Source organism: Bacillus sp. BACIII, assembly GCF_057836745.1.
This window is the reverse complement of sequence record NZ_CM174437.1, coordinates 718,228-737,722: the sequence shown is the minus strand read 5'-3', so window position 1 is coordinate 737,722 and position 19,495 is coordinate 718,228. Positions and strand designations below refer to the sequence as shown.

The 19,495-nt window shown below is 48.7% G+C and carries 26 protein-coding genes; 10 read left to right on the top strand and 16 right to left on the bottom strand.

What is annotated here, in order from left to right:
- Nucleotides 1-20 precede the first annotated feature (20 nt).
- Complete coding sequence (locus ACXN9U_RS03745; RefSeq protein ID WP_016939171.1) at nucleotides 21-1,010, bottom strand: type I asparaginase; 990 nt, start codon at nucleotides 1,008-1,010, stop codon at nucleotides 21-23.
- A gap of 175 nt (nucleotides 1,011-1,185) precedes the next feature.
- Between ACXN9U_RS03745 and ACXN9U_RS03740 the strand changes: the two genes are divergently transcribed.
- Nucleotides 1,186-1,539, top strand: coding sequence for a helix-turn-helix domain-containing protein (locus ACXN9U_RS03740; protein WP_016939172.1), 354 nt, complete (start codon nucleotides 1,186-1,188; stop codon nucleotides 1,537-1,539).
- A gap of 9 nt (nucleotides 1,540-1,548) precedes the next feature.
- Here the strand turns inward: ACXN9U_RS03740 and ACXN9U_RS03735 are convergent, their stop codons facing one another.
- Both ACXN9U_RS03735 and ACXN9U_RS03730 read right to left on the bottom strand, forming a co-directional pair.
- A complete protein-coding gene (locus ACXN9U_RS03735; protein ID WP_060964852.1) occupies nucleotides 1,549-2,712 on the bottom strand; it encodes a TIGR00375 family protein in 1,164 nt (387 codons plus the stop codon).
- The gene (locus ACXN9U_RS03730) at nucleotides 2,712-3,266 is read right to left on the bottom strand and encodes an NUDIX hydrolase (protein ID WP_489202184.1); all 555 of its coding nucleotides are present in this window, start codon (nucleotides 3,264-3,266) and stop codon (nucleotides 2,712-2,714) included. Before ACXN9U_RS03730 ends, ACXN9U_RS03735 begins: the two co-directional genes overlap by 1 nt.
- Nucleotides 3,267-3,344: 78 nt before the next feature.
- Here ACXN9U_RS03730 and mciZ point away from each other — a divergent pair, with 78 nt between their 5' ends.
- Nucleotides 3,345-3,467 (top strand): Z-ring formation inhibitor MciZ, encoded by a 123-nt coding sequence (gene mciZ / locus ACXN9U_RS03725; protein ID WP_003153315.1) that lies wholly within the window; start codon nucleotides 3,345-3,347, stop codon nucleotides 3,465-3,467.
- Between the two features lie 62 nt (nucleotides 3,468-3,529).
- Nucleotides 3,530-4,450, top strand: coding sequence for an aldo/keto reductase (locus ACXN9U_RS03720; RefSeq protein WP_438420164.1), 921 nt, complete (start codon nucleotides 3,530-3,532; stop codon nucleotides 4,448-4,450).
- A 32-nt stretch (nucleotides 4,451-4,482) separates the two neighbouring features.
- Here the strand turns inward: ACXN9U_RS03720 and ACXN9U_RS03715 are convergent, their stop codons facing one another.
- A complete protein-coding gene (locus ACXN9U_RS03715) occupies nucleotides 4,483-4,707 on the bottom strand; it encodes a YqkE family protein (protein WP_016939176.1) in 225 nt (74 codons plus the stop codon).
- Between the two features lie 83 nt (nucleotides 4,708-4,790).
- On the opposite strand from ACXN9U_RS03715, the gene ACXN9U_RS03710 reads away from it, so the two are divergent.
- Nucleotides 4,791-5,705, top strand: coding sequence for an alpha/beta hydrolase (locus tag ACXN9U_RS03710; protein ID WP_489202183.1), 915 nt, complete (start codon nucleotides 4,791-4,793; stop codon nucleotides 5,703-5,705).
- 39 nt (nucleotides 5,706-5,744) lie between these two features.
- Here ACXN9U_RS03710 and ACXN9U_RS03705 read toward each other — a convergent pair whose 3' ends face one another.
- From ACXN9U_RS03705 to ACXN9U_RS03685, 5 genes are all read right to left on the bottom strand, one after another.
- Nucleotides 5,745-5,984, bottom strand: a complete 240-nt coding sequence (locus ACXN9U_RS03705) for a DUF2552 family protein (protein WP_003153307.1) — start codon at nucleotides 5,982-5,984, stop codon at nucleotides 5,745-5,747.
- Nucleotides 5,959-6,321 (bottom strand): iron-sulfur cluster biosynthesis family protein, encoded by a 363-nt coding sequence (locus tag ACXN9U_RS03700; protein WP_047475681.1) that lies wholly within the window; start codon nucleotides 6,319-6,321, stop codon nucleotides 5,959-5,961. Before ACXN9U_RS03700 ends, ACXN9U_RS03705 begins: the two co-directional genes overlap by 26 nt.
- 90 nt (nucleotides 6,322-6,411) lie before the next feature.
- The gene (locus tag ACXN9U_RS03695; RefSeq protein WP_060964848.1) at nucleotides 6,412-7,362 is read right to left on the bottom strand and encodes a GNAT family N-acetyltransferase; all 951 of its coding nucleotides are present in this window, start codon (nucleotides 7,360-7,362) and stop codon (nucleotides 6,412-6,414) included.
- On the bottom strand, nucleotides 7,359-7,619 hold the full coding sequence (locus ACXN9U_RS03690) for a hypothetical protein (protein ID WP_060964847.1): 261 nt from the start codon (nucleotides 7,617-7,619) through the stop codon (nucleotides 7,359-7,361). The genes ACXN9U_RS03695 and ACXN9U_RS03690 overlap by 4 nt, the downstream gene beginning before the upstream one ends.
- A 12-nt stretch (nucleotides 7,620-7,631) precedes the next feature.
- Nucleotides 7,632-8,102: a GNAT family N-acetyltransferase gene (locus ACXN9U_RS03685; protein WP_060964846.1), complete on the bottom strand. Its 471-nt coding sequence runs from the start codon at nucleotides 8,100-8,102 to the stop codon at nucleotides 7,632-7,634.
- A gap of 215 nt (nucleotides 8,103-8,317) precedes the next feature.
- Here ACXN9U_RS03685 and ACXN9U_RS03680 point away from each other — a divergent pair, with 215 nt between their 5' ends.
- The 5 genes from ACXN9U_RS03680 to ACXN9U_RS03660 all read left to right on the top strand — a co-directional run bounded on the left by ACXN9U_RS03680 (nucleotide 8,318) and on the right by ACXN9U_RS03660 (nucleotide 11,583).
- Nucleotides 8,318-9,544, top strand: coding sequence for a DNA polymerase IV (locus ACXN9U_RS03680; RefSeq protein ID WP_060964845.1), 1,227 nt, complete (start codon nucleotides 8,318-8,320; stop codon nucleotides 9,542-9,544).
- Between the two features lie 14 nt (nucleotides 9,545-9,558).
- Nucleotides 9,559-9,903, top strand: a complete 345-nt coding sequence (locus ACXN9U_RS03675; RefSeq protein WP_060964844.1) for a YolD-like family protein — start codon at nucleotides 9,559-9,561, stop codon at nucleotides 9,901-9,903.
- Between the two features lie 101 nt (nucleotides 9,904-10,004).
- On the top strand, nucleotides 10,005-10,211 hold the full coding sequence (locus ACXN9U_RS03670; protein WP_003153294.1) for a YqzH family protein: 207 nt from the start codon (nucleotides 10,005-10,007) through the stop codon (nucleotides 10,209-10,211).
- Nucleotides 10,212-10,284: 73 nt separating this feature from the next.
- Nucleotides 10,285-11,355, top strand: a complete 1,071-nt coding sequence (locus ACXN9U_RS03665) for an AI-2E family transporter (RefSeq protein ID WP_060964843.1) — start codon at nucleotides 10,285-10,287, stop codon at nucleotides 11,353-11,355.
- Nucleotides 11,356-11,415: 60 nt separating this feature from the next.
- Entirely contained in the window at nucleotides 11,416-11,583 is a 168-nt protein-coding gene (locus tag ACXN9U_RS03660) for a DUF4083 family protein (RefSeq protein ID WP_101605606.1), read from the top strand.
- Nucleotide 11,584: 1 nt separating this feature from the next.
- Here ACXN9U_RS03660 and ACXN9U_RS03655 read toward each other — a convergent pair whose 3' ends face one another.
- From ACXN9U_RS03655 to ACXN9U_RS03635, 5 genes are all read right to left on the bottom strand, one after another.
- On the bottom strand, nucleotides 11,585-11,980 hold the full coding sequence (locus ACXN9U_RS03655; RefSeq protein ID WP_101605605.1) for a VOC family protein: 396 nt from the start codon (nucleotides 11,978-11,980) through the stop codon (nucleotides 11,585-11,587).
- A gap of 24 nt (nucleotides 11,981-12,004) precedes the next feature.
- Complete coding sequence (coaA, locus tag ACXN9U_RS03650; protein ID WP_060964841.1) at nucleotides 12,005-12,964, bottom strand: type I pantothenate kinase; 960 nt, start codon at nucleotides 12,962-12,964, stop codon at nucleotides 12,005-12,007.
- 75 nt (nucleotides 12,965-13,039) lie between these two features.
- Nucleotides 13,040-14,389 carry a D-serine ammonia-lyase gene (dsdA, locus tag ACXN9U_RS03645; protein ID WP_060964840.1) on the bottom strand — a complete coding sequence of 450 codons (1,350 nt, stop codon included), beginning with the start codon at nucleotides 14,387-14,389 and terminating at the stop codon, nucleotides 13,040-13,042.
- A 17-nt stretch (nucleotides 14,390-14,406) separates the two neighbouring features.
- Nucleotides 14,407-15,183 carry an SDR family NAD(P)-dependent oxidoreductase gene (locus tag ACXN9U_RS03640; protein ID WP_060964839.1) on the bottom strand — a complete coding sequence of 259 codons (777 nt, stop codon included), beginning with the start codon at nucleotides 15,181-15,183 and terminating at the stop codon, nucleotides 14,407-14,409.
- A 5-nt stretch (nucleotides 15,184-15,188) separates the two neighbouring features.
- A complete protein-coding gene (locus ACXN9U_RS03635) occupies nucleotides 15,189-16,148 on the bottom strand; it encodes an MBL fold metallo-hydrolase (RefSeq protein WP_060964838.1) in 960 nt (319 codons plus the stop codon).
- 396 nt (nucleotides 16,149-16,544) lie between these two features.
- Here ACXN9U_RS03635 and proC point away from each other — a divergent pair, with 396 nt between their 5' ends.
- Entirely contained in the window at nucleotides 16,545-17,387 is an 843-nt protein-coding gene (gene proC / locus ACXN9U_RS03630) for a pyrroline-5-carboxylate reductase (protein WP_049628734.1), read from the top strand.
- Nucleotides 17,388-17,421: 34 nt separating this feature from the next.
- Here proC and ACXN9U_RS03625 read toward each other — a convergent pair whose 3' ends face one another.
- A complete protein-coding gene (locus tag ACXN9U_RS03625) occupies nucleotides 17,422-18,168 on the bottom strand; it encodes a polyketide synthase (protein ID WP_016939192.1) in 747 nt (248 codons plus the stop codon).
- Nucleotides 18,169-18,227: 59 nt separating this feature from the next.
- Nucleotides 18,228-19,475, bottom strand: a complete 1,248-nt coding sequence (locus tag ACXN9U_RS03620; protein WP_489202182.1) for a hydroxymethylglutaryl-CoA synthase family protein — start codon at nucleotides 19,473-19,475, stop codon at nucleotides 18,228-18,230.
- Nucleotides 19,476-19,495: the final 20 nt, after the last annotated feature.

Sequence of the window (19,495 nt, the reverse complement as noted above, 5' to 3'; positions counted from 1 at the left end):
CTCTTTGATGGTGGTCTTTTTTACAGTACAACGTCGTCTGCGATCGGTGTCTCCATTATGTTTTTGACTTCAGCCAAATTGTGAGACTGGCCGAGCGCCCACATTAATTTCGGAACGATGGCTTCTGTGTTCATATTTCTTGAACGGATGATGAGATCTTGATTGACTCTCCGTCCGACTTCATAGACACTCATGTCTTCTCCTTCTTCAAGACATTGTGTCGTAATGACAACGACAATGCCGCTTTCAATCATTTCATTGACTTTGGCGAGAATGTCTCTTCCTTCAAACGGCACGCCGCCGCTGCCGTAGCTTTCAATGACGATTCCTTTGTACATACCCTTTAACGCGTCAAACATTTCCGGTTTAAGCCCCGGATGAAGCTTGAGCAGGCACACGTCCGTGCAAAGTGAAGTGTTCACCGTAAAGGCGTCGTCCTTTGGCATGTGCACGTGTTTGTTGTATTCAATTCCGTTTTCGGTAATAAACGCGATATACGGGTAGTTAATGCTCTCAAATGCGTCATAGCTTTTCGTTCTTAATTTAATGGCGCGGGTGCCTTGAATGACTCTGCCGTCAAATACGACGTATACGCCGCCCACCCCTTCACATGCGAAGCGGATCGCGTCCGTAATATTTTTTTTGGCATCGGTTTTTTGAAATGTAATCGGGATTTGCGAACCCGTAATGACGATCGGTTTATCGGCATGCTGAAGCATATAAGACAGCGCCGCTGATGTATAAGCCATTGTGTCTGTGCCGTGCGTGATGACGAACCCGTCGTACGCGTCATATTTTTCTTTGACAGCATCAGCTATTTGGACCCAGTATTCAGGCTGCATATTGGTGCTGTCGATGTTCATTAACGAATGGGTCTCCATCGTGTAATCGTTATCAAGTTTTGATACGTAGGTTAACAATTCGTCTGCTTTTACCCCGGGTGCAAGCCCGTTTTCTCCTTCGACTGAGGCAATTGTTCCTCCGGTTGTTAACAGCAATAATTTTTTCATACCCTGCACCTCTTCATCATTTCTCAAGATGTTTAAGCATTCGCTTTTCGCATACTTTTAATCAAATTATAGACAGACGAATGAAATTAATCAAGTGATTATTATTCAATTCGCGTACACTTTTACACATCGATATGATATAATTTTGCTCAAGTGAAAAGGAGCGGTTTTGAATATGAATTTAGATCGTTTAACTGAACTGAGAAAAAAGAAAAATTGGTCTCTTCAATATACGGCTGACCGGCTCGGCATCGCAAAAAGCACATACGCCGGGTATGAATCAGGCTACCGGCGCCCGTCATTCGAAGCGCTGGGCACGCTTGCCGATCTGTTTGACACGACGTGCGACGATTTACTGGGGCGCACTGAAAAAAAGGCGGAGCCGTTTGCCCAGACCATCGAATTAACAAAAGCCGCACAAGGTCGCGGCACACTGACCGTTGACGGGGAGCCGCTTAATCAGGATGAAATCATCGAATTGATTGCGTTTGTCCGTACGAAAAAAAAGGTACAGGAGGAACTCCGCTAAAAACCGGCTTTACGGCTTGATTCGGCCGTACGTTCCTCCGCCTCCGGCCTCAAGGGCGAGCTGCCCGGTGCGCGCTTTATGAATGACAGCCGCTATTTTAGGCTGCACGACGCGTGCCAAGTCCTCTTCTTCTGCCTGATGAAGAATCGCCATTTCCGTCCCGAAAGTCCGCTTTAGTTTTTCCAATGTTTTCGGTCCGACTCCGGGAATGAACTGCAGAGGGATTTGATGAATATACGGAGGCCGCGGCACGCGGCTTTTTTTCGGTCCGCTCAGTTCCTCCAGCCGTTCACTGACCCCTTTTGTCATTGTTTTCCCGCCGCATTCCGTACATTTTAAAGCTCCTTTTTCAGCCGGGCTGCCGCAGCGGTCGCAAGCCGTCCTGTAATACTTCCCGAGCTTCGGGTTCAGTCCGTAATTCGCCGTGATTTTTCTTCCGCCCTTCCCTTTTAGAGCCAGCGAAAATTCCGTAAAGTTCGCTTCCTTCAGAAGCATTTCATTATATTCTCTGCCGATTTTTCCTAAGGAATGCGCATCAGAATTTGTTAAAAATGTATACGGATCAAGTTCCGTTACCCGTGAAGCCATGTCAGTGTCGCAGCTTAATCCGAGTTCCGCCGCGTCAATAAGCGCCGGGTCGAAAACTTCTGTCAAAGAAGATCTGACCCCTTTTCCGTACAGGCTTTTATGCGGGGTGAACATATGGGCGGGGATAAACAGCCCGCCCAATTCCTTTGTTTTCTTTTGAAGATTCAAACCGGTCTCGTAAATGCGCTGGGAACTGAGATGGATATTTTTAAGCCTTTTTGCGAGCCACTCAGAAAACATCTTCATTTCGGCAAGAGCCGGCATAAAGACGAGAACGTGAATCGGCCCGCGGCATGTGTGATCATAAATTTCAAGCTCACTGCCCAACAGAAGCGTCGTATTCCGATACCGGATGCCGCCTTCTTTCAGCTCACGGTATCTGCCTTCATCAATTCCGTGCTCGATTTCTTCCATGACTTCCGGGGAATGGCAGTCGATGATGCCCAATAGTTCAATTCCCTTCCCCTCGCTTGCTTCTTCCAAAATCCGCTGCAGCGTCAATGTTTTAGCCCCGGTGATTTTGACCGGTCTCCCCGTATAGGTGCGCCCGATATGAATATGCAGATCCGCATAAACGGTTTTCATCATTTTTCCTTCAGCGCTTCTTTCAGCTGGAGATACTGAATCGCGTATGCCGTTTTAGCGTCATACACCTGGCGGGATTCAACCAGCTTCACGGCCTCTTTAAGCGTGACCTGCATCACTTCGACAAATTCATCCTCATCCAGTTCTCGCTTTTCTTCAAGCAACGAAAGCCCTTCAGCAAGAAAGAGGTGCACGATTTCATCAGCAAATCCCGGTGATGTATAAAAAGCGGTGATTTTCGTCAAGGTTTCCGCCGTATATCCCGTTTCTTCTTCGAGCTCTCTTAATGCGGTATGTTCGGGCTCTTCTCCTTTTTCCAGCTTGCCGGCCGGAATTTCAACGATTGTCCGTTCCAGCGGCTTTCTGAACTGATTCACCAAAATGATTTTTCCTTCTTCGGTCACCGCAAGCACAGCCACCGCTCCCGGATGTTTGACGATTTCCCGCTTGCTTGTTTTTCCGTTCGGGAGCTCTACATCCTCTAAGTAAAGATCTATGACTTTCCCGTCATACAGCTTTTTCTTCGCAAGTGTTTTTTCTTCTAAATGTTTCATCATGTCATCTCCCGTTCTGTCTCTCTATTATGCCTCATATATTTTATCATACATGCATAAGAGGGAGGTGCTTTTCGATTGAAGGTGTACCGGAAGGATAAGAGCATCGTATTGGTCGGAAAGGCTTGGGAAGTGCGGGCTAAATTGAAAGAGTACGGACGGACATTCCGCTATGTCGGAGATTGGATCACCGGGCCTTAACAGTTGAAAACTTCGCGCCTTTATATTACGGTCAATAAAAGACCATAAAAAGGAGCAAAATGATGAGAAAACGCAAATTGGGACGTTCTGATTTAGAAATAAGCGAAATCGGGCTCGGCTGTATGTCGCTCGGCACGGATAAAGCTAAGGCGCTGTCTATTTTGGATGAAGCGATCGAGCTTGGAATCAATTATTTAGATACCGCTGATCTTTATGATTTCGGCAGAAATGAGGAAATCGTCGGGGAGGCCGTCAAAAACCGCAGACACGACATCATTTTAGCCACGAAAGCCGGAAACCGCTGGAATGATGAGAAAGATGGCTGGCATTGGGACGCTTCCAAAGGATACATAAAAGAAGCGGTCAAAAACAGTCTGCGCCGGCTAAAAACGGACTATATCGACCTTTATCAGCTGCATGGCGGCACGATGGAGGATCAGATTGATGAAACGATCGAAGCGTTCGAGGACTTAAAACAGGAAGGTGTCATCCGGTATTACGGCATTTCCTCGATTCGTCCGAATGTCATTAAAGAATATGTGAAAAAATCAAATATCACAAGCATTATGATGCAATACAGCCTGCTGGACCGGCGTCCCGAGGAGTGGCTTCCCCTTTTAGAGGAGAACGGAATCAGCGTCGTCGCCAGAGGGCCTGTCGCTAAAGGGCTTCTTACGGAAAAACCGCTCGATCAAGCGGCCGCAAGCGTAAAAGAGAACGGCTATTTAACATATTCTTTTGAAGAACTGGCAGAAACTAAAAAAGCGATTAACGCTGCCGTGCCTGATCTGAGCATGACGGAGCTTTCTCTTCAATACTTGCTTTCACAGCCGGCCGTCGCTTCTGTCATCACCGGAGCAAGCTCGCCGGAGCAGCTGAGAGAAAACTGTTCGGCTCTAGAGGCCCGGCGTTTAAGCAGTCAGGAAATCAAAGCCCTGCAATACCATACAAAACAGGACGTATACGAAGCCCATCGTTCTTAAACAATAAAACCGGCACCTTGTCAGATGCCGGTTTATTTATATTTGTGCCAATCGAGACTGCTTTCATTCAGCAGCTCTTCAAAGCTTTTATTTTTTTCTTTTTCTTTTCGTTTTCTGATTTGTTCCGCCTTTTGCTGCGCTTGTTTTTTCTCGTCTTCTTCCTTCAGCTCACTTTTCATTTGCAAAAGCCTGGCCTTCAGATCTTCCTCCAGATTGTCTTTTAAGCTGTGTTTTTCTTTAGGCAGCTGCTTTTTCATCATTATACCCCCGTATCTGAATAATGGTGAAGCAAGTGTACCATGGAGCGCCGGAGGCCGGCATATTAAAGGAGGGTGCCTGCGTGAAAAAATGGCTGGCGGTGTTCGGTTCGGCTTGCGCTGTCTTTTTGGCCGCCGGATTTGCTTTTACGAATCTGATCATGTTTATGAAGAAAAAGACGGATGAAGACATCATGAAAAGAGAAACGGCAGACTGGCGTGGGGTATTTGATTCCTTTCAGGCCATGGAAAAAGAAGAGGCTGTCATCTTGTCACGCCACGGGTATGAGATCAAAGGCTTTTACATCGCCCCGCATCATACGGCAAACACGATGATTATTTGTCACGGTGTTACCGTCAATTTGTTTAATTCATTGAAATACATGGATTTGTTTCTGGATTTAGGCTGGAATGTGCTCGTGTATGACCACCGCCGGCACGGAAAAAGCGGCGGCCGAACAACGAGCTACGGTTATTTTGAAAAAGATGATTTGGAAGAAGCCGTGAATTGGGTGAGAAACAAAACCGGGGACGGCGGTCAAATCGGTGTCCACGGCGAATCAATGGGAGCGGTGACGGCCTTATTATACGCGGGAGATCATCAGAATGGAGACGGCGCTGATTTTTATATTGCGGACTGTCCGTTCGCAAGTTTTCACGATCAGTTAGCCTACAGACTGAAGCGGGAATTCCGGCTGCCTCGGTGGCCGCTGCTGCCTTTGGCTGATTTCTTTTTGCTGGTGAGAGAAGGATACCGCATCCGTGATGTCTCGCCTTTATCGGTTATCAGCCGCATCCGGCAGCCCATTCTGTTTATCCACAGTAAGGAGGATGATTATATACCTCCCGCTTCCTCCGAAATGCTGCACCGCAGAAAACGCGGCCCGAAGATGCTGTATCTGGCCGAATCGGGCGGGCATGCCATGTCGTACACCAAAAATCCGGAGAGCTACCGGCAAGCCTTGCAAACCTTTTTAGATACCGTAACGCAAACGTAAAAAAGCGAAAGAACGTATACTGGTTCTTTCGCTTTCCCGTCATAAAACGTCGGTAATCCCGTCCATATTTTCTCCGATCCAGTCAATGGCGAGGTCGATTGTCGTAAACTCCTGCGCTTTGAAGGTCATCTCATCCTGAAGCAGCCAGACATCCTTTTGTACGGATTCAGCGCCCCCGATGGACCAGTGCAGCAGACTGTACGGATGATTGTTGTTCAAAAAGGATACCCACGTTTTATGCTGTGCCGTCTGTTTAATGGCTTTCAGCTTTTGATTCACTTTCAGTTTCTCCCTGCTTTACTAATATGCTCATTCTCGGGCTCAGCATTTCTGCCGGGCTCTTTAAGACGAGCGTTTTTGCCTTTTCATTGTAATCGATTGTCATTTCCTCGTCAAAAAACACTTTTTGAGAGGTCTGGATGTAAAGCGGAAGTCCGTTGGTTTCAATGCGTTCGCATTGTCCCGTTAATTCGTCCGCCAGCCAGATGGCCGGCACGCCGCTGACCGCGCACCCGCAGCCTTCTGCGTCATAGCGGAGCTGCGCTTTTTTCTCCGGGTTGGCGTCCATTGCCTGCAAAAGCGTGTGTTTCGCCGCATCCGTCACATGTATTTGCATAGGTGATCCTCCGTTTTTCATTTTCGCCATTGTAGCATACCGGACCGCTGTATGCATTGTTTCTGCTTTCTTTACAGCAGCCCGCTCTCCTTAGTCCTTTGCCTCTTGTTCAGCCGCCTTGATCCAGTCCTTTTTCCCTTCAGTATACTTTGCCATATCGTACGGGTATGTCTCAGCGAGCCGCTTTTTCAGCTTCATGTATTGAGCCGCTTTTTCAGGCTTTGCGGTGAGGTAATCCCGGAACAGCAGATGACGCCCCGCGTCCGGATGGCCTGTTTCGTATATGTGAACGTGGTGTGTGCGCCTGTTGCCGCCTTTTTGAAAGAAACGCCGGCCTTCTATCCCGTTTTCCCCTTTCGCCTCATAGCCGAGTGCTTCCAGCTGCGGACTGAATCGGTCAGCATCCGAAATATCATTAACCTCCGCCAGTATATCAATGACGGGTTTTGCGGCCATCCCGGGGATGGAGGTGCTGCCGATGTGGCTGACCGAATGGAGTGCGCGGCCGAAGATTCGGATCAAATTCGCCTTTTCTCTTTCAAACATCTCTTTCCATTCCGGCTGGTGCGGAATTACTTCCGCTTTTCTCTTCGGATAAAGATGAAAAAATGAGAGAGTCAGCCCTTCCGGCGTCTCAGTCTGTCCGGCTTCCGTGAACCCTGCTTTTAAATAGAGAGAGACTGCCGGAACGTTTTGGCTGGCGGTAGCCGTCTCTATTTTTTGGGCGTCCCGGTTCTCGTCTAACACAAATTGAATGAGCGCCCGTCCGATTCCTTTCCGAAAGCCGGACGGGTGCACCGTCAGCCGGCATATAACGAGATCATATCCCTTTTTTTCATACGAAATGACGCCTGCGAGCCGATCTTTTACTCTGAAACCGGCAAACGTCTCCTGGGACCGCTGTATGTCTTCGGCTGTTTCATGCAGCCCGGGAATGCCGAAAAAGCCGATCAGCTCGGCTTCTTTTTGATAAGAGCAGCGCTGAACCGCCGCAATTTCCCGCGCCGTCTGTTCTTCTTTATGCTGTAAAAATGCAATCAATCTTCCGCTCCTTTTGACACAAACATCCGCTGCGGCTCCGTCCTCGTCATGCGGACCGCGTACGCTTCATTCCAGGCGCTTTTTCCTTTTTGTTTTGCCGCCCGGTCTTTCCACCGTTTAATCGCATCCATGCTGTCCCAGCAGGAAACCGTGATGCGCTCTGCCGTTTGTTCATATTCCTCATCATATTCTCTCTTGATTGATGAAAAAATGACCGCATCATAAGGCGGTTTGGGCGTGTCAGCTAAAAAGCCCATTTTCAGCCTCCTCTATATGTATTTCACAAACAGAATCCGATCCTGGCCCGGACCGTCATAATTCGCAAAAACAGGGATTCCGTTTACGGTTTTGGTTCCTTTTTCAGCTTCAAAGCCTAACTTTGTATGATAGGCGATTGATACTTTATTGACAGGCGCCGTCACGCAATTGACTTTTGTGCAGCCCCTTTCTTTCACCGTCTCCATAAATCGGTCATAGAGCTGTTTTCCAATTTGCATTTTTCTGAAATCCGGATGCACACCGGAAAAATGAATATATGCCGTCTCAGGGTCTGATTGTGACTGAAACCCGATTAAAAAACCGGTCATTCCCTCCGGCCCGAACGTAATAAAGCTTGTGTCCTGAAAATGTTCAAAAAACAAGCGCGGCAGTTTGTCTTTCATCTGCCTGCCGCCCCACCATTCATTCAAAACAGACGTAACCATTTCATAGTCTTCAGAGGTAATTGTTCGAATATCCATAATCGATTGACTCTCCTTTTCGTCCGGCAAAATGAATGTCAGCTTCTTTCATTGGAATATAAAAAATTATATGTGGGTTGTTTGCAATTGTAAATGATTTCTTTTCAAGCGGACGAATCAGCCCGTCTTCCAACCGGGGAATGATTTACCAGTATAAACGCGGTCATTGTTCGGGTAAAATGAAAAACAGAACAAACGTTCCCGGAGGTTTTTTTATGGCTGATATTCTTCTTGTTGATATGCAATCGTTTTATGCGTCTGTGGAAAAAGCGGAAGCGCCTCATCTTAAAAACCGGCCCGTCATTGTCTCGGGAGATCCCGAAAGACGCAGCGGCGTCGTGCTTGCGGCTTGTCCGCTCGCCAAACGATACGGCGTAAAAAACGCTGAACGGCTGGGGGAAGCGCAGGCCAAATGTCCAGACGCCGTTATCGTCCGTCCGCGGATGCAGCGGTATATTGATGTCTCCGTTATGATTACCGAGCTGTTCGAGCGGTATACCGATCTTGTAGAACCCTACTCCATCGATGAGCAGTTTCTCGACGTGACCGGGAGCAGGCGGCTGTTCGGTGATCCTTTTACAATCGCCAAAAACATTCAACAAGCGATTATGCGTGAATTCGGTATTTATGCCCGTGTCGGCATCGGGCCGAATAAGGCGCTTGCGAAAATGGCTTGCGACCATTTTGCCAAAAAAAACGCATCCGGCATTCACAGATTGGATATGTCAAATATCAGGCAGGATCTGTGGCCGCTGCCGGTCGGAAAATTATTCGGCATCGGAAAACGGATGGAGCATCATTTAAGGCGGATGGGCATCAGCACAATCGGCGGGCTTGCCGCACATCCTCCCGAACTGCTGAAAAAGCGCTGGGGCATTAACGGCGAATTGCTTCAGCGGACAGCCCGCGGCATCGATCCCTCTCCGGTCACCGTCAACACGCACAGCCGGCAAAAAGCGATCGGCCATAACATGACCCTTCCGAGAGACTACAGCCGCTTTGAGGATATCAAAGTCGTATTGCTGGAGTTAAGCGAAGAAGTGGCCCGCCGCGCCCGTTTTAAACAATACATCGGCCATACGGTTTCAGTCAGCATCAGGGGCGCCGATTTTGATTTCCCTTCAGGTTTTCACAGACAGAGAAAGCTCGTCTCTCCGACCAATTTCGGAATGGATATTTTTAAAACGGCGGTCAAGCTCTTTAAAGAGCATTGGAACGGGGAGCCCGTCCGCAGCGCCGGCGTCTCCCTTTCCCAGCTGGAGCCCTGTGATTATGTTCAGCTGAGCCTGTTCGATGCCCAGGAAAAAAAGATCAGTCTCGGCAAAGTATTGGATGATATCCATGAACGGTACGGCCCGGCGTCGCTCCTCCATGCCGCGTCGCTGACAGAGGCCGGCCAAGCCTTTCACCGGGCTGAAAAAATCGGCGGGCATTACAAATAATTGAGGTGATATACATGAATCCGAACAAATTAACACCCGGGTATAATGTCATGTGGGAATCAAGCCGGATGATGCTCCCCGAACATCGGGAGCAGCTGCTTGCAAAGAAACGAAAAGAACGGGAATTCCGGCCGCCGGAACTGAGCGAAGAGCAAATGAACGACATGAACCGCATCATTGCGGCGTCGATTGAAGAAGACAGGGCCATCTCAGTCACCTACGCTTCCGCACACGGCCCCCGCCGGTTTTGGGGATGGGTAAAACAAGTGAAGCATGACGAAAAACGTTTAAAAATCATAAACGATGAAGATGCGTTAACGCTGCCGTTTCATCTTATTCTCTCAGCTGAACTGGAATAAAAGAGCCTAAATCGTCCTGACAGAAAATATGATAGAAGAGTGGGAGGATCACATGATATTTAGTAGAATAAAGATGAATGATAAGAATAGGAGAATATACGATGGATCAATTTATAGAAAAAATGCTGGGACAGGCCCTCCGCCAGTATGGACGGAATGTGTCGACAGATCCGCTGAGCCCCTATGAAAAACAGAGTTTAAAAAAAGCTTTGGAAGAAAGAAGGAACGAAGAACCCGATGAGGACCTCCATGCCCATGTAGAAGATATTATCTACGATTATGTCACCAATCAGGGGCAGTTCTCCTGACAGGGACGTTTATGCGCCGGGCGATAAGGGAAACGATCGAGAGTAAACCCTTAAAGATTGCGTGGTGCAGAATATGCCTGTCGGGCCTTATTTCAAGATCGGCTATGCCGTTCTTCTGTTATTTCTCATCATTTATCTCGGAACATTAATAGACTTTTTGTTCCAGCCTGTTGTGATTACGGTTAAAACCTTGTTTCCGCCCATTGTATTATCGGGCGTCCTTTACTATTTGTGCCGCCCGCTCGTCAAAGTGCTGCATGCGAAATTAAAGTTGCCCGAAGGAATCGCGATTTTAGCGATTTATGCGGGAACAGCCGGCCTTTTTGTCCTCTTCCTTTACACGGCGGGCCCTGCCGTTCAAAAACAGTTTACAGCCTTCACAGATCACATTCCCGAGCTTTCCGAAAAAGCTGAAAATTGGATCGGGCATCTCCAGGACAGTAAATGGTTTTCCCGGCTTCAGCATGAGGATTCCTTCAAAAAATTAGCAGACAAAGCCGCAAATTATTCCGGTTCAATCGCTGATTCTCTCAGCAGCCTGGCCGGTGCGGCTGCCAATGCCGCCATCACCGCCGCCATTATTCCGTTTGCGCTGTATTATATGTTAAAAGAAGGAAATAAAGCGCCCCGGCGGCTGCTCCGGCTTCTTCCGGAAAAACATCAAAAGGAAGGAAAACAAATCCTTCAGGACATGGATGAGGCTCTCAGTTCATACATACAAGGGCAGCTGCTCGTCAGTTTCTGTGTCGGCGTTCTCGTCACGATCGGCTATTTCATAATCGGGCTCGATTATCCGCTCGTTCTGGGCGCGTTCGCCATGGTGACAAACCTGATTCCGTTTATCGGGCCTTGGATCGGCACATTTCCCGGAGTCATTGTCGGATTGTTCGACTCACCGACGCAGGCAGTGCTTGTGATTACGGTTGTCGTCATTGTCCAGCAGCTTGAAAGCCAGCTGATTTCCCCGCAAATTATGGGCCGGAAGCTGGACATTCACCCGCTGACCATTATTTTTCTTCTGCTTGCCGCCGGCAAATTCTCAGGTATTGCCGGCATGCTGCTGGCCATTCCGGGATATGCGGTTGCAAAGGTGATCATAAGCCACATGCAGAAACTGTTCATACTCAGAAAAAAACAAGGCTAGAGAGACACTAAAATGAAAAACGACGGGCTGAGGAAGCCCGCCGCACACGGAGGTAAAAAGATGAACATCGGTGATGTCATTTTTCAATTGATTTCATTCGCCGCAGCCGCGGTTTTCCTGTTTGCCGTGATATATGTATTCAGAAGCTTGAACAAGCGCCGCATACAATTGGACAGAATCGAAAAGAAACTCGACGCGCTGCGCGAAGAAAAAAACGAAAAGGCATAGTTCATTCAGAATCAGAGGCAGGAGCAGCCAGCTCTACCTTTATCCGATCCGGGTCTTCCGTGAATACGGCGTAATGCGTGCTTCCGCCTGCATATGGATGGCGGTCTCTGTAAAGCACGGGGCATCCTCTGGCAAGCAGCTTTTCTGTCATCTCGTCAACCTGCTCTCTTGATGCGGCATGAAAAGCCAGATGGTTCAGCCCGACCCGGCATCTGTGGTACTCCGGTGTTAAAAAACGCTCCTTTGTCTGGACAAGCACAACATAAAATCCTGCGTTTTTCCAGCTGATGCCGGAGTCCCAATTTTGAAATTCCGTATAACCGAGCTCACCTAAAAACCATCCCCAAAACCGGGCGGAGGCTTTCAAGTCAGATACATACAATTCAATATGATGCATCATCATATTCGCTTCCTCCTCACATCACACACGCCTTACCAGCACCTCTTCAACTTTATGGCCGTCACCTTTTCTCAAAATCAAATCCGACCTGAATTTTGTCGGCAGAATATTTTCATACAGATTCGGACGGTTGACGCTCTCCCAAATGGAGGCGGCCATGGTATCCGCTTCTGCATCAGATAAATCCTTAAATTTATGAAAATAAGAGGCCGGGTCCTGAAAAGCGGTTTCCCTCAAAAGACGGAAACGCTCCAAATACCACGTAAAAATCCGGCTTTCTTCGGCATCCACATAAATTGAAAAATCAAAGAAATCCGATACAAAAATCCGCGGATCTTCCCTGTCGTCCTCTAAGGTCGGCGACTGCAAGACGTTGATTCCTTCGATAATAACGATATCCGCACCTTCGACCACTTCGACGGCGCCCTCTTCCCTGTCATAGGTAAGATGGGAATATACGGGCGCCTCCACTCTCTCTTTCCCTGATTTTATATCATTCAGAAACTCAAGCAGCGCCTTCACGTCGTAACTTTCCGGGAATCCCTTTCTGGACAGAAGGTTTTTCCTTTTTAATTCCGCCGTCGGATACAAGAAACCGTCCGTTGTCACCAGGCTCACATTCGGCCTGTCAGGCAGACGGGAAAGAAGCTTTTGCAAAATTCTTGCGGTGGTGCTTTTGCCGACGGCGACGCTGCCCGCGATTCCGATGATAAACGGGATTTTCGCTGAATGCGGATGCTTCAAAAACACGTTGACATGCTGATTCCGTCTTGCAGCAGACGTGACATGAAGATGGAGCAGGCGCACAAGCGGAATATAAATCGTTTCTACTTCTTCCACCGATAGGTAGTCATTCAGCCCCTCTACGGCCTTGGCTTCTTCTTCTGAAACGGCAATGGAAAGATGACCGCCGAATCCGGCCCAAGACTCGCGGCTGTGCTGCGTGTACAATGTATGTAAGTTCAATTCTTTACTTTTCACAATTCACACCAATCTCTCTGTATGGCTTTCCGGTAAAAAAACAAACGCTTACAAAGATTGTAACGGAAAACCGCTTCACTGTCTGCCCATTTTTTTCGCAAATGAGGAACCGAGCTTGCTGTACTCTTCCATTTCCTTCTCCGGAACCATGCTCCCGCCAGTGCTCCACACAAGGTGCACGGCATTTTCCATCTCAAGCCCCCGCTCTTTTATGTAACGGTTTCCCGCTTCAGTCTGAACGAACTTGACAGCTCCTGCCATGCCGGCGAGGGCAGAAGGCTCAAGGCTCTTATTCTCGGCGGCTCTTAATTGATAGAGCAGCGAAAAAAGCGTGCCGTCATCGGCGGTATAACAGCCGCTGAGTATAGGTTCCATCAGAGGGCCGGCCAGTCCGGACGGCCTTCCCACCGCAAGTCCGTCGGCGGCCGTTTGATTATCAAGACCGATATCCTGCACGCTGATTCCGTCATGCAAGCCGGAAAACAGGCCTAACAGCATACACGGTGAATGCGTCGGCTCACCGAAAAAAATATGGACATGCTCGCCATAGATCAGCTTTAGGGCAAGCGCGACGCCGCCCGGTCCTCCTCCGACCCCGCAGGGCAGATAGACGAAAAGCGGCTCATCTGCAGCAGGCTTAATGTTCATTTGATCCAGCTGCTTTTTTACACGGCTTCCCGCAACTGCATACCCTAAAAACAGATCCCGGGAATGCTCATCATCAATAAAATAACAATAAGGGTCCTGCTCCGCCTGAATGCGCCCTTCTTTGACAGCCAGACTGTAGTCTGCTTCGTATTCGATGACCCGAACCCCTTTTTCCCGGAGCAGCTCTTTTTTCCACTGCTTGGCGTCACTCGACATATGCACGGTCACACAAAAACCGAGCTTCGCGCCGATTATGCCGATACTCAAACCTAAATTGCCCGTAGAACCCACGGCTATAGAATATTTCGAGAAAAAAGCGGTAAACCGTTCCTCAGTCAATATGCTGTAATCGTCGTCTGCTGAGAGCATTCCCGCTTTTACCGCGAGATCTTCGGCATGCTTCAGCACTTCGTAAATCCCGCCGCGCGCTTTAATGGAACCGGAAATCGGAAGTTCATGGTCGCACTTCAAAAGCAGGCGTCCGGGAAAAGCCTGAGCGGCGCTGTGTTCCAGACGCTTCTTCATTTCATTAATCAAGACAAGCGGAGATTCAATGAGACCCCCCGCCTCTTCCGTCTCCGGAAAAGCCGATGCGATATAAGGCGCAAACCGGCGCAGCCTTTCTTCCGCTTCGGCAATCTCCTTTTCCCATTCAGCGCCATGTTTTACGGGATCATCGGTTTTATGCGGGTTGATCCAAAATACTTCCCGCGCCTCCGCCATTTGTCTGACTAAAGGCTCTTCCATCAATGCCGTGCGTATATCCCGATCGGACATTTGCTGTCTCCCCCTTGTTACTTTTTCTTTAATGCGCGGCCGGCCAGTTTTTCTGTAAACGATGGGAAAAGCTGATACAGCTTCGTCCCGAAACTCATCCATCGCGGAAGATTCATTTCCCGTTTATCCGTCAAAATCACGGACGTAATGCGCTCTGCCACATGGTCGGCATCAAGCATCCATCTGCCGACGCTTTTCACATAACCGCCCTCTTTATCTGCAATTGTAAAGAAGTCTGTTTTGATCGGGCCGGGATTAACCGTTGTCACAGCTACACCCGAACCGGCCAGCTCGAGCCGCAGCGCATTGGAATACCCTAAAACGGCGTGTTTCGTAGCGGAATAAAGGCTTGATTTCGGCGTCGCCAGTTTGCCGGCCTGTGAAGCGATATTGATAATATGGCCGCTTTTGGCGTGAAGCATCACCGGAAGACAGGCTTTCGTACAGGCAATTAATCCGAATACATTGACTTCAAACATCGCCTTCATATCATTCAAAGATGCATCAGCGGCAGTTTCAAAAATGCCGAACCCGGCGTTATTGATTAATACGTCAACATGACCGATCAAACGCCTTACGTTTTCAGCCTCTTCTGCATGCCGGACGTCAAACGGAATGACATCACACTGTCCGCCCCGCGAAGTAATCGTTTTTTTTACTTCCTGCAAGCGGTCCTCCCGCCTTGCGGATAAAAAAACATGAGCCCCTTCTGCCGCGCAGGAATATGCAAGCCGTTCTCCGAGTCCGCCGGATGCCCCGGTGATCCAAATCCGCTTATCCGTTAATCTGCCCATTACCTTCACCCCTTCACAGCTTTAAACATCAGAGTATTTCCCGACTGAAAGGATTCGGCCTTCCCTTTTGCAGCCAGCACGTCAAGATGGCCGATCGTTTCTGACATCGTTAAAAACAATTCATTTTCGTACACAGCCGGAAACAGCCGCCGGCATACTTGGAAAGCCGTCAGCGTTTCCTCTGACAGCAGGTGCAGCACATATTCCGCCCGGTTTCGCTGTTTTTCGAGCCGCCTGTCAGCAGCAGACCTAACGTCTTTCAGCAGCTCTCCGTGTCCCGGATATAAAAGGGACGGGTTGATATCATACAGCCGCTTCATTGATTTCAAATAGTCCAGCATCGGAGACGTGCGCACGCTCCCCTTTTCCGGAGCCTCTAAAATCGGATTTGTGGAGCTGTTGGACAAAAGCAGATCGCCGCTGAACATTTCACCGTTTTTTTCATGATAAAGCGCAATGTGAGAAGCGGCATGCCCCGGGATTTCGAGCACCGTCCAGCCGTCCAGCCCGTCAATTTTTCCGCCTTCGCCCACTGTTTTTGTTAACGGACGGTTTGCAGAAAATAAGTATGACAGCTTAACTGTTTTATGTATGTCTTCATATGTCAGAGGAACGCCCATCTCTGTCATAAGCGACAGAAAAAAATCCTCCTGCCGGGCGATATACGACTGGTTCTGAGTAATATACCTGTCATTCAGCGGATGCCCGATTACTTCCGTATCATCGGAAAAAAGGTGCAGCAAACCCGAATGATCTGCGTGATGATGAGTGAGCACCACCTGATCTATATCCGCCGCAGAAACACCGTGTTCTTTAAGCTGCATGAAGAGCGATTCAGCCGCTTCCTTTGTATTCGGGCCGCAATCAATGAGGGTTAAGGCTTCATCTTTTACTAAATAAACGATAACGTCGCCGACTGCAAACGGAGTCGGTACACGTATCGGAATGATCTTTCTCGCTGCCATATTTACGCTCCTTCGTTCTTTTCATTCCTGAATACTCATATTTTAGCCTTTTCTCTTCCCTGTGTCATTATTGCCGTATATCAGAAAAAAAGATTGACATCCCGCTCTGCCGCATAGCATAATGAACAACAAACTAGAAAACACGGAACGCGATGACGAGGAACTAGTATATAAACAACGGCAGCAGAGAGCAATGTCCCCGGCTGAAAGACATTGCGGCCCTCTTGTTTACAGAACCTGCCCTCAGAGCGGTTAGGAAAACCTAAACGTATCCCCTCGTTACGGGATTTGAGCTGAGCACGGCTGATTCGTGCTAATGTAAGGTGGTACCGCGAAACCTTTTCGTCCTTTTTGACGGGAAGGTTTTTTTGTGTTTTGGAAAGAAGGAGGATTTATATGAAGAAAATCGGGTTTATCGGAGCCGGATCAATGGCGGAAGCAATGGTGAACGGACTGCTGCAAAGCGGACTGACGGCCCCCGGGCATATATACATGACAAACCGGTCAAATGACAGCCGGCTTGAAGAGCTCCATAAAACGTACGGAGTGAAACCGTGCCGGGATAAAGAAGAGTTTTTCAGCAAGACCGACATTATCGTTCTCGCCTTTAAACCGAAAGATGCGGCAGAAAGCATTGAAAACATTCGCGAATACGTGAAAGATCAGCTTGTGATTTCTGTCATCGCAGGGCTGACGATTCACACCATTCAGCAATATTTCGGCAGAAAGCTCACCATCATCCGCGCGATGCCGAATACATCAGCGGCCATTCAGCAATCGGCGACCGGTTTTTCCGCAAGCTCTGAGGCGAGTGAGGCAGAAATCCGGACGGCAAAAGAGCTGCTGGAAACAATCGGAGAAGCGACGCTCTTTGAAGAAAAACACCTTGATGCCGTCACAGCCATCGCCGGAAGCGGCCCCGCCTATGTGTACCGGTATGTCGAAGCGATGGAAAAAGCCGCCCTTCAAGTCGGTCTGCCGGAAGAAAAGGCAAAAGAGCTGATTTTACAAACCATGGCCGGGGCGACGGAAATGCTCAGAAAAAGCAGCAAACGCCCTGAGCGCCTGCGCAAGGAAATCACAAGCCCTGGCGGCACAACCGAGGCAGGCCTTCGCGCATTAAACGAGCGCCGCTTTGAAGAAGCCATCATTCACTGCATTACAGAAACCGCAGCCCGAAGCGCCGAAATTAAAGAACAATTCGCAGGCTCCGTGCTGCAAAAGACGGACCAATCATAAAGCATGGGGGCTTCCCATGCTTTTTTCATTCTGTTTAACTGCCGTATAAGCGGCTGATTCTCTCTTTTACTTCAGGAAGATGGAATGTAGCTTCGTGCATGTTCACCTCTTCCTCAACCGCTTTTGTCAGCTCTCTTTTGATCCGTGCGGTCACATTGGTTTTCAGCGCAACCAGTGAGGCTCTCGGTTTATCCGCCAGCAGCCGGGCCAATTCGCGGCCTCTTTGAAGGACGTCTTTTTTCGGCAGCACTTCAAACGGAACTCCCCTTTTTTCCAGAGCAGCGCCGCTGAAATTCGCGGCCGTAAACAGCATTTCTTCCCCGAGGACAATTCCCAGTTTTTCAGGCACAATATACGTCGCGCCCATTCCCGGTGTAAATCCGTACTTCATATAATTACAAGAATAAAAACTCTCTCTGCTTAAAATCACGAAATCCGAGCTCAGACCGATCGTGAAGCCGGCTCCGATCGCATGCCCCTGCATGACGGAAATCACGGGAATCCTGCAATCCAATAAAAGACTGTGAAGCTTTAAATCTGTAAATTGGAGCTTTCCGCTCTGAATGGTCAAAAGCCCCTCCTGCGTTCCTCCCGTGCAGAAATAATTTCCGTAACCCGTCAGAAGGACGGTTTTATAGGACGGATGGGCATTGATGTCTTGGAATACCCGGTGCAGCTCTCTTACAAACTCTTCTGACAGCCCGTTTTTCCCGGCCGTATCCTGCATTGTGACCTGCACAATGCCCGGTTCTGTTTCCTGTACATCAATCATTGGATTCATGTTTATTCTCCGCTTCTTAAAAAATATTCAAGCCTTTCCGGCTCTGAGTGTTTCTGATATTAGGTCATCCATTCATACTTTCTGTGAAACTCTTTTATTTCAGTCAGCACCAATCGCGTTTTTCCTTGATGCGCATTCGGGATGTCTGCTGCGGGCGCGGCATTTCTTGTGCCGAATTTTACGATGCCGCTGTCTTGGAGCAGCCGATCATAATCAGCCATCGATAAACGGACGCGTTCATCCAAATGCCGGCTGATCTGAAATTGATTCTGCCGTGTCCGGCTTTGCGGCATAACGACGCCGCTGTAAAATTCAGAGCAGCAGCCCGAACCGTATGAAAAACAGCCAACGCGTTTCGGCGTTTCAAAAGAGCCGTTATCAATCGTGCTGGCAAGAGATAAAAATACGGTGGCTCCCATGATGTTGCCTACGCGCTGACAGTATTGAATCCCAGGCAGCACGCGTTGCTGAAAATCAGCTTCAATGTCTTGCGGCTTAGTCTTTGCCAATTTTCTCATCATCGTCCGATGCGCTCCTTTTACCATTCCGCCAAACGGAGTATGAAAAGAAAGGTATTGAAATGTACTCTTATAATCCGCCCCGCTCACACGCTTTCGGTATTCCTGAAATGATTTTTCACAGCAGTCCAAATAAGACATGAGCGACAGATCAGCATCCCCCGCTTCACTATCCGGAATCGGGCGGCAGGTATCCATGACTTCATACCCGTAATACCCGCTTGCGCCTTGATCAAGCAAAAAGACATGAGGGGTGCTGCTGACTAAAAGCGCCACAGCTCCCGCCCCCGCACTCGGTTCGGCATAGGACCATTCCTCCGTCAACGCGTCACCGCCTTCAGCCACTAAAAAACGGGAAATATCCGTTCCGATGATGAGCGCTTTCGCTCCCGGTGATGTTTGCGATAAGATGAAATTCACGCCCATTTGAAACCCGGCCGTTAAAGAATAGCAAGCCTGTTTCACCTCAAATAACCGGCAATTCCGCTTCAGCTGCAAATAATCATGGACGTATGTACTGATGGATTTGCCAAAATCAATCCCGGATTCCGTACAGGTAATGACCATTTCAATCTGATTCCGTTCCTCTTCTGACAGAGAGTCGATAATCGGTTTTGCGGCATTTACGGCGAACGTAATCGGATCTTCAAACGGAAGCGCCACCACTTTTTCTTTCATCAGCAGGTTCTCAAACCTTTTTTTATCCAGATTCCGATGTTCCGCAAGCTCCATGACGTCTACATACGCGGTTCCGCCAAACACGTTCATTGCTTCGATTCCTACATTCATTTCTCCAAGCCCCCAGAGTA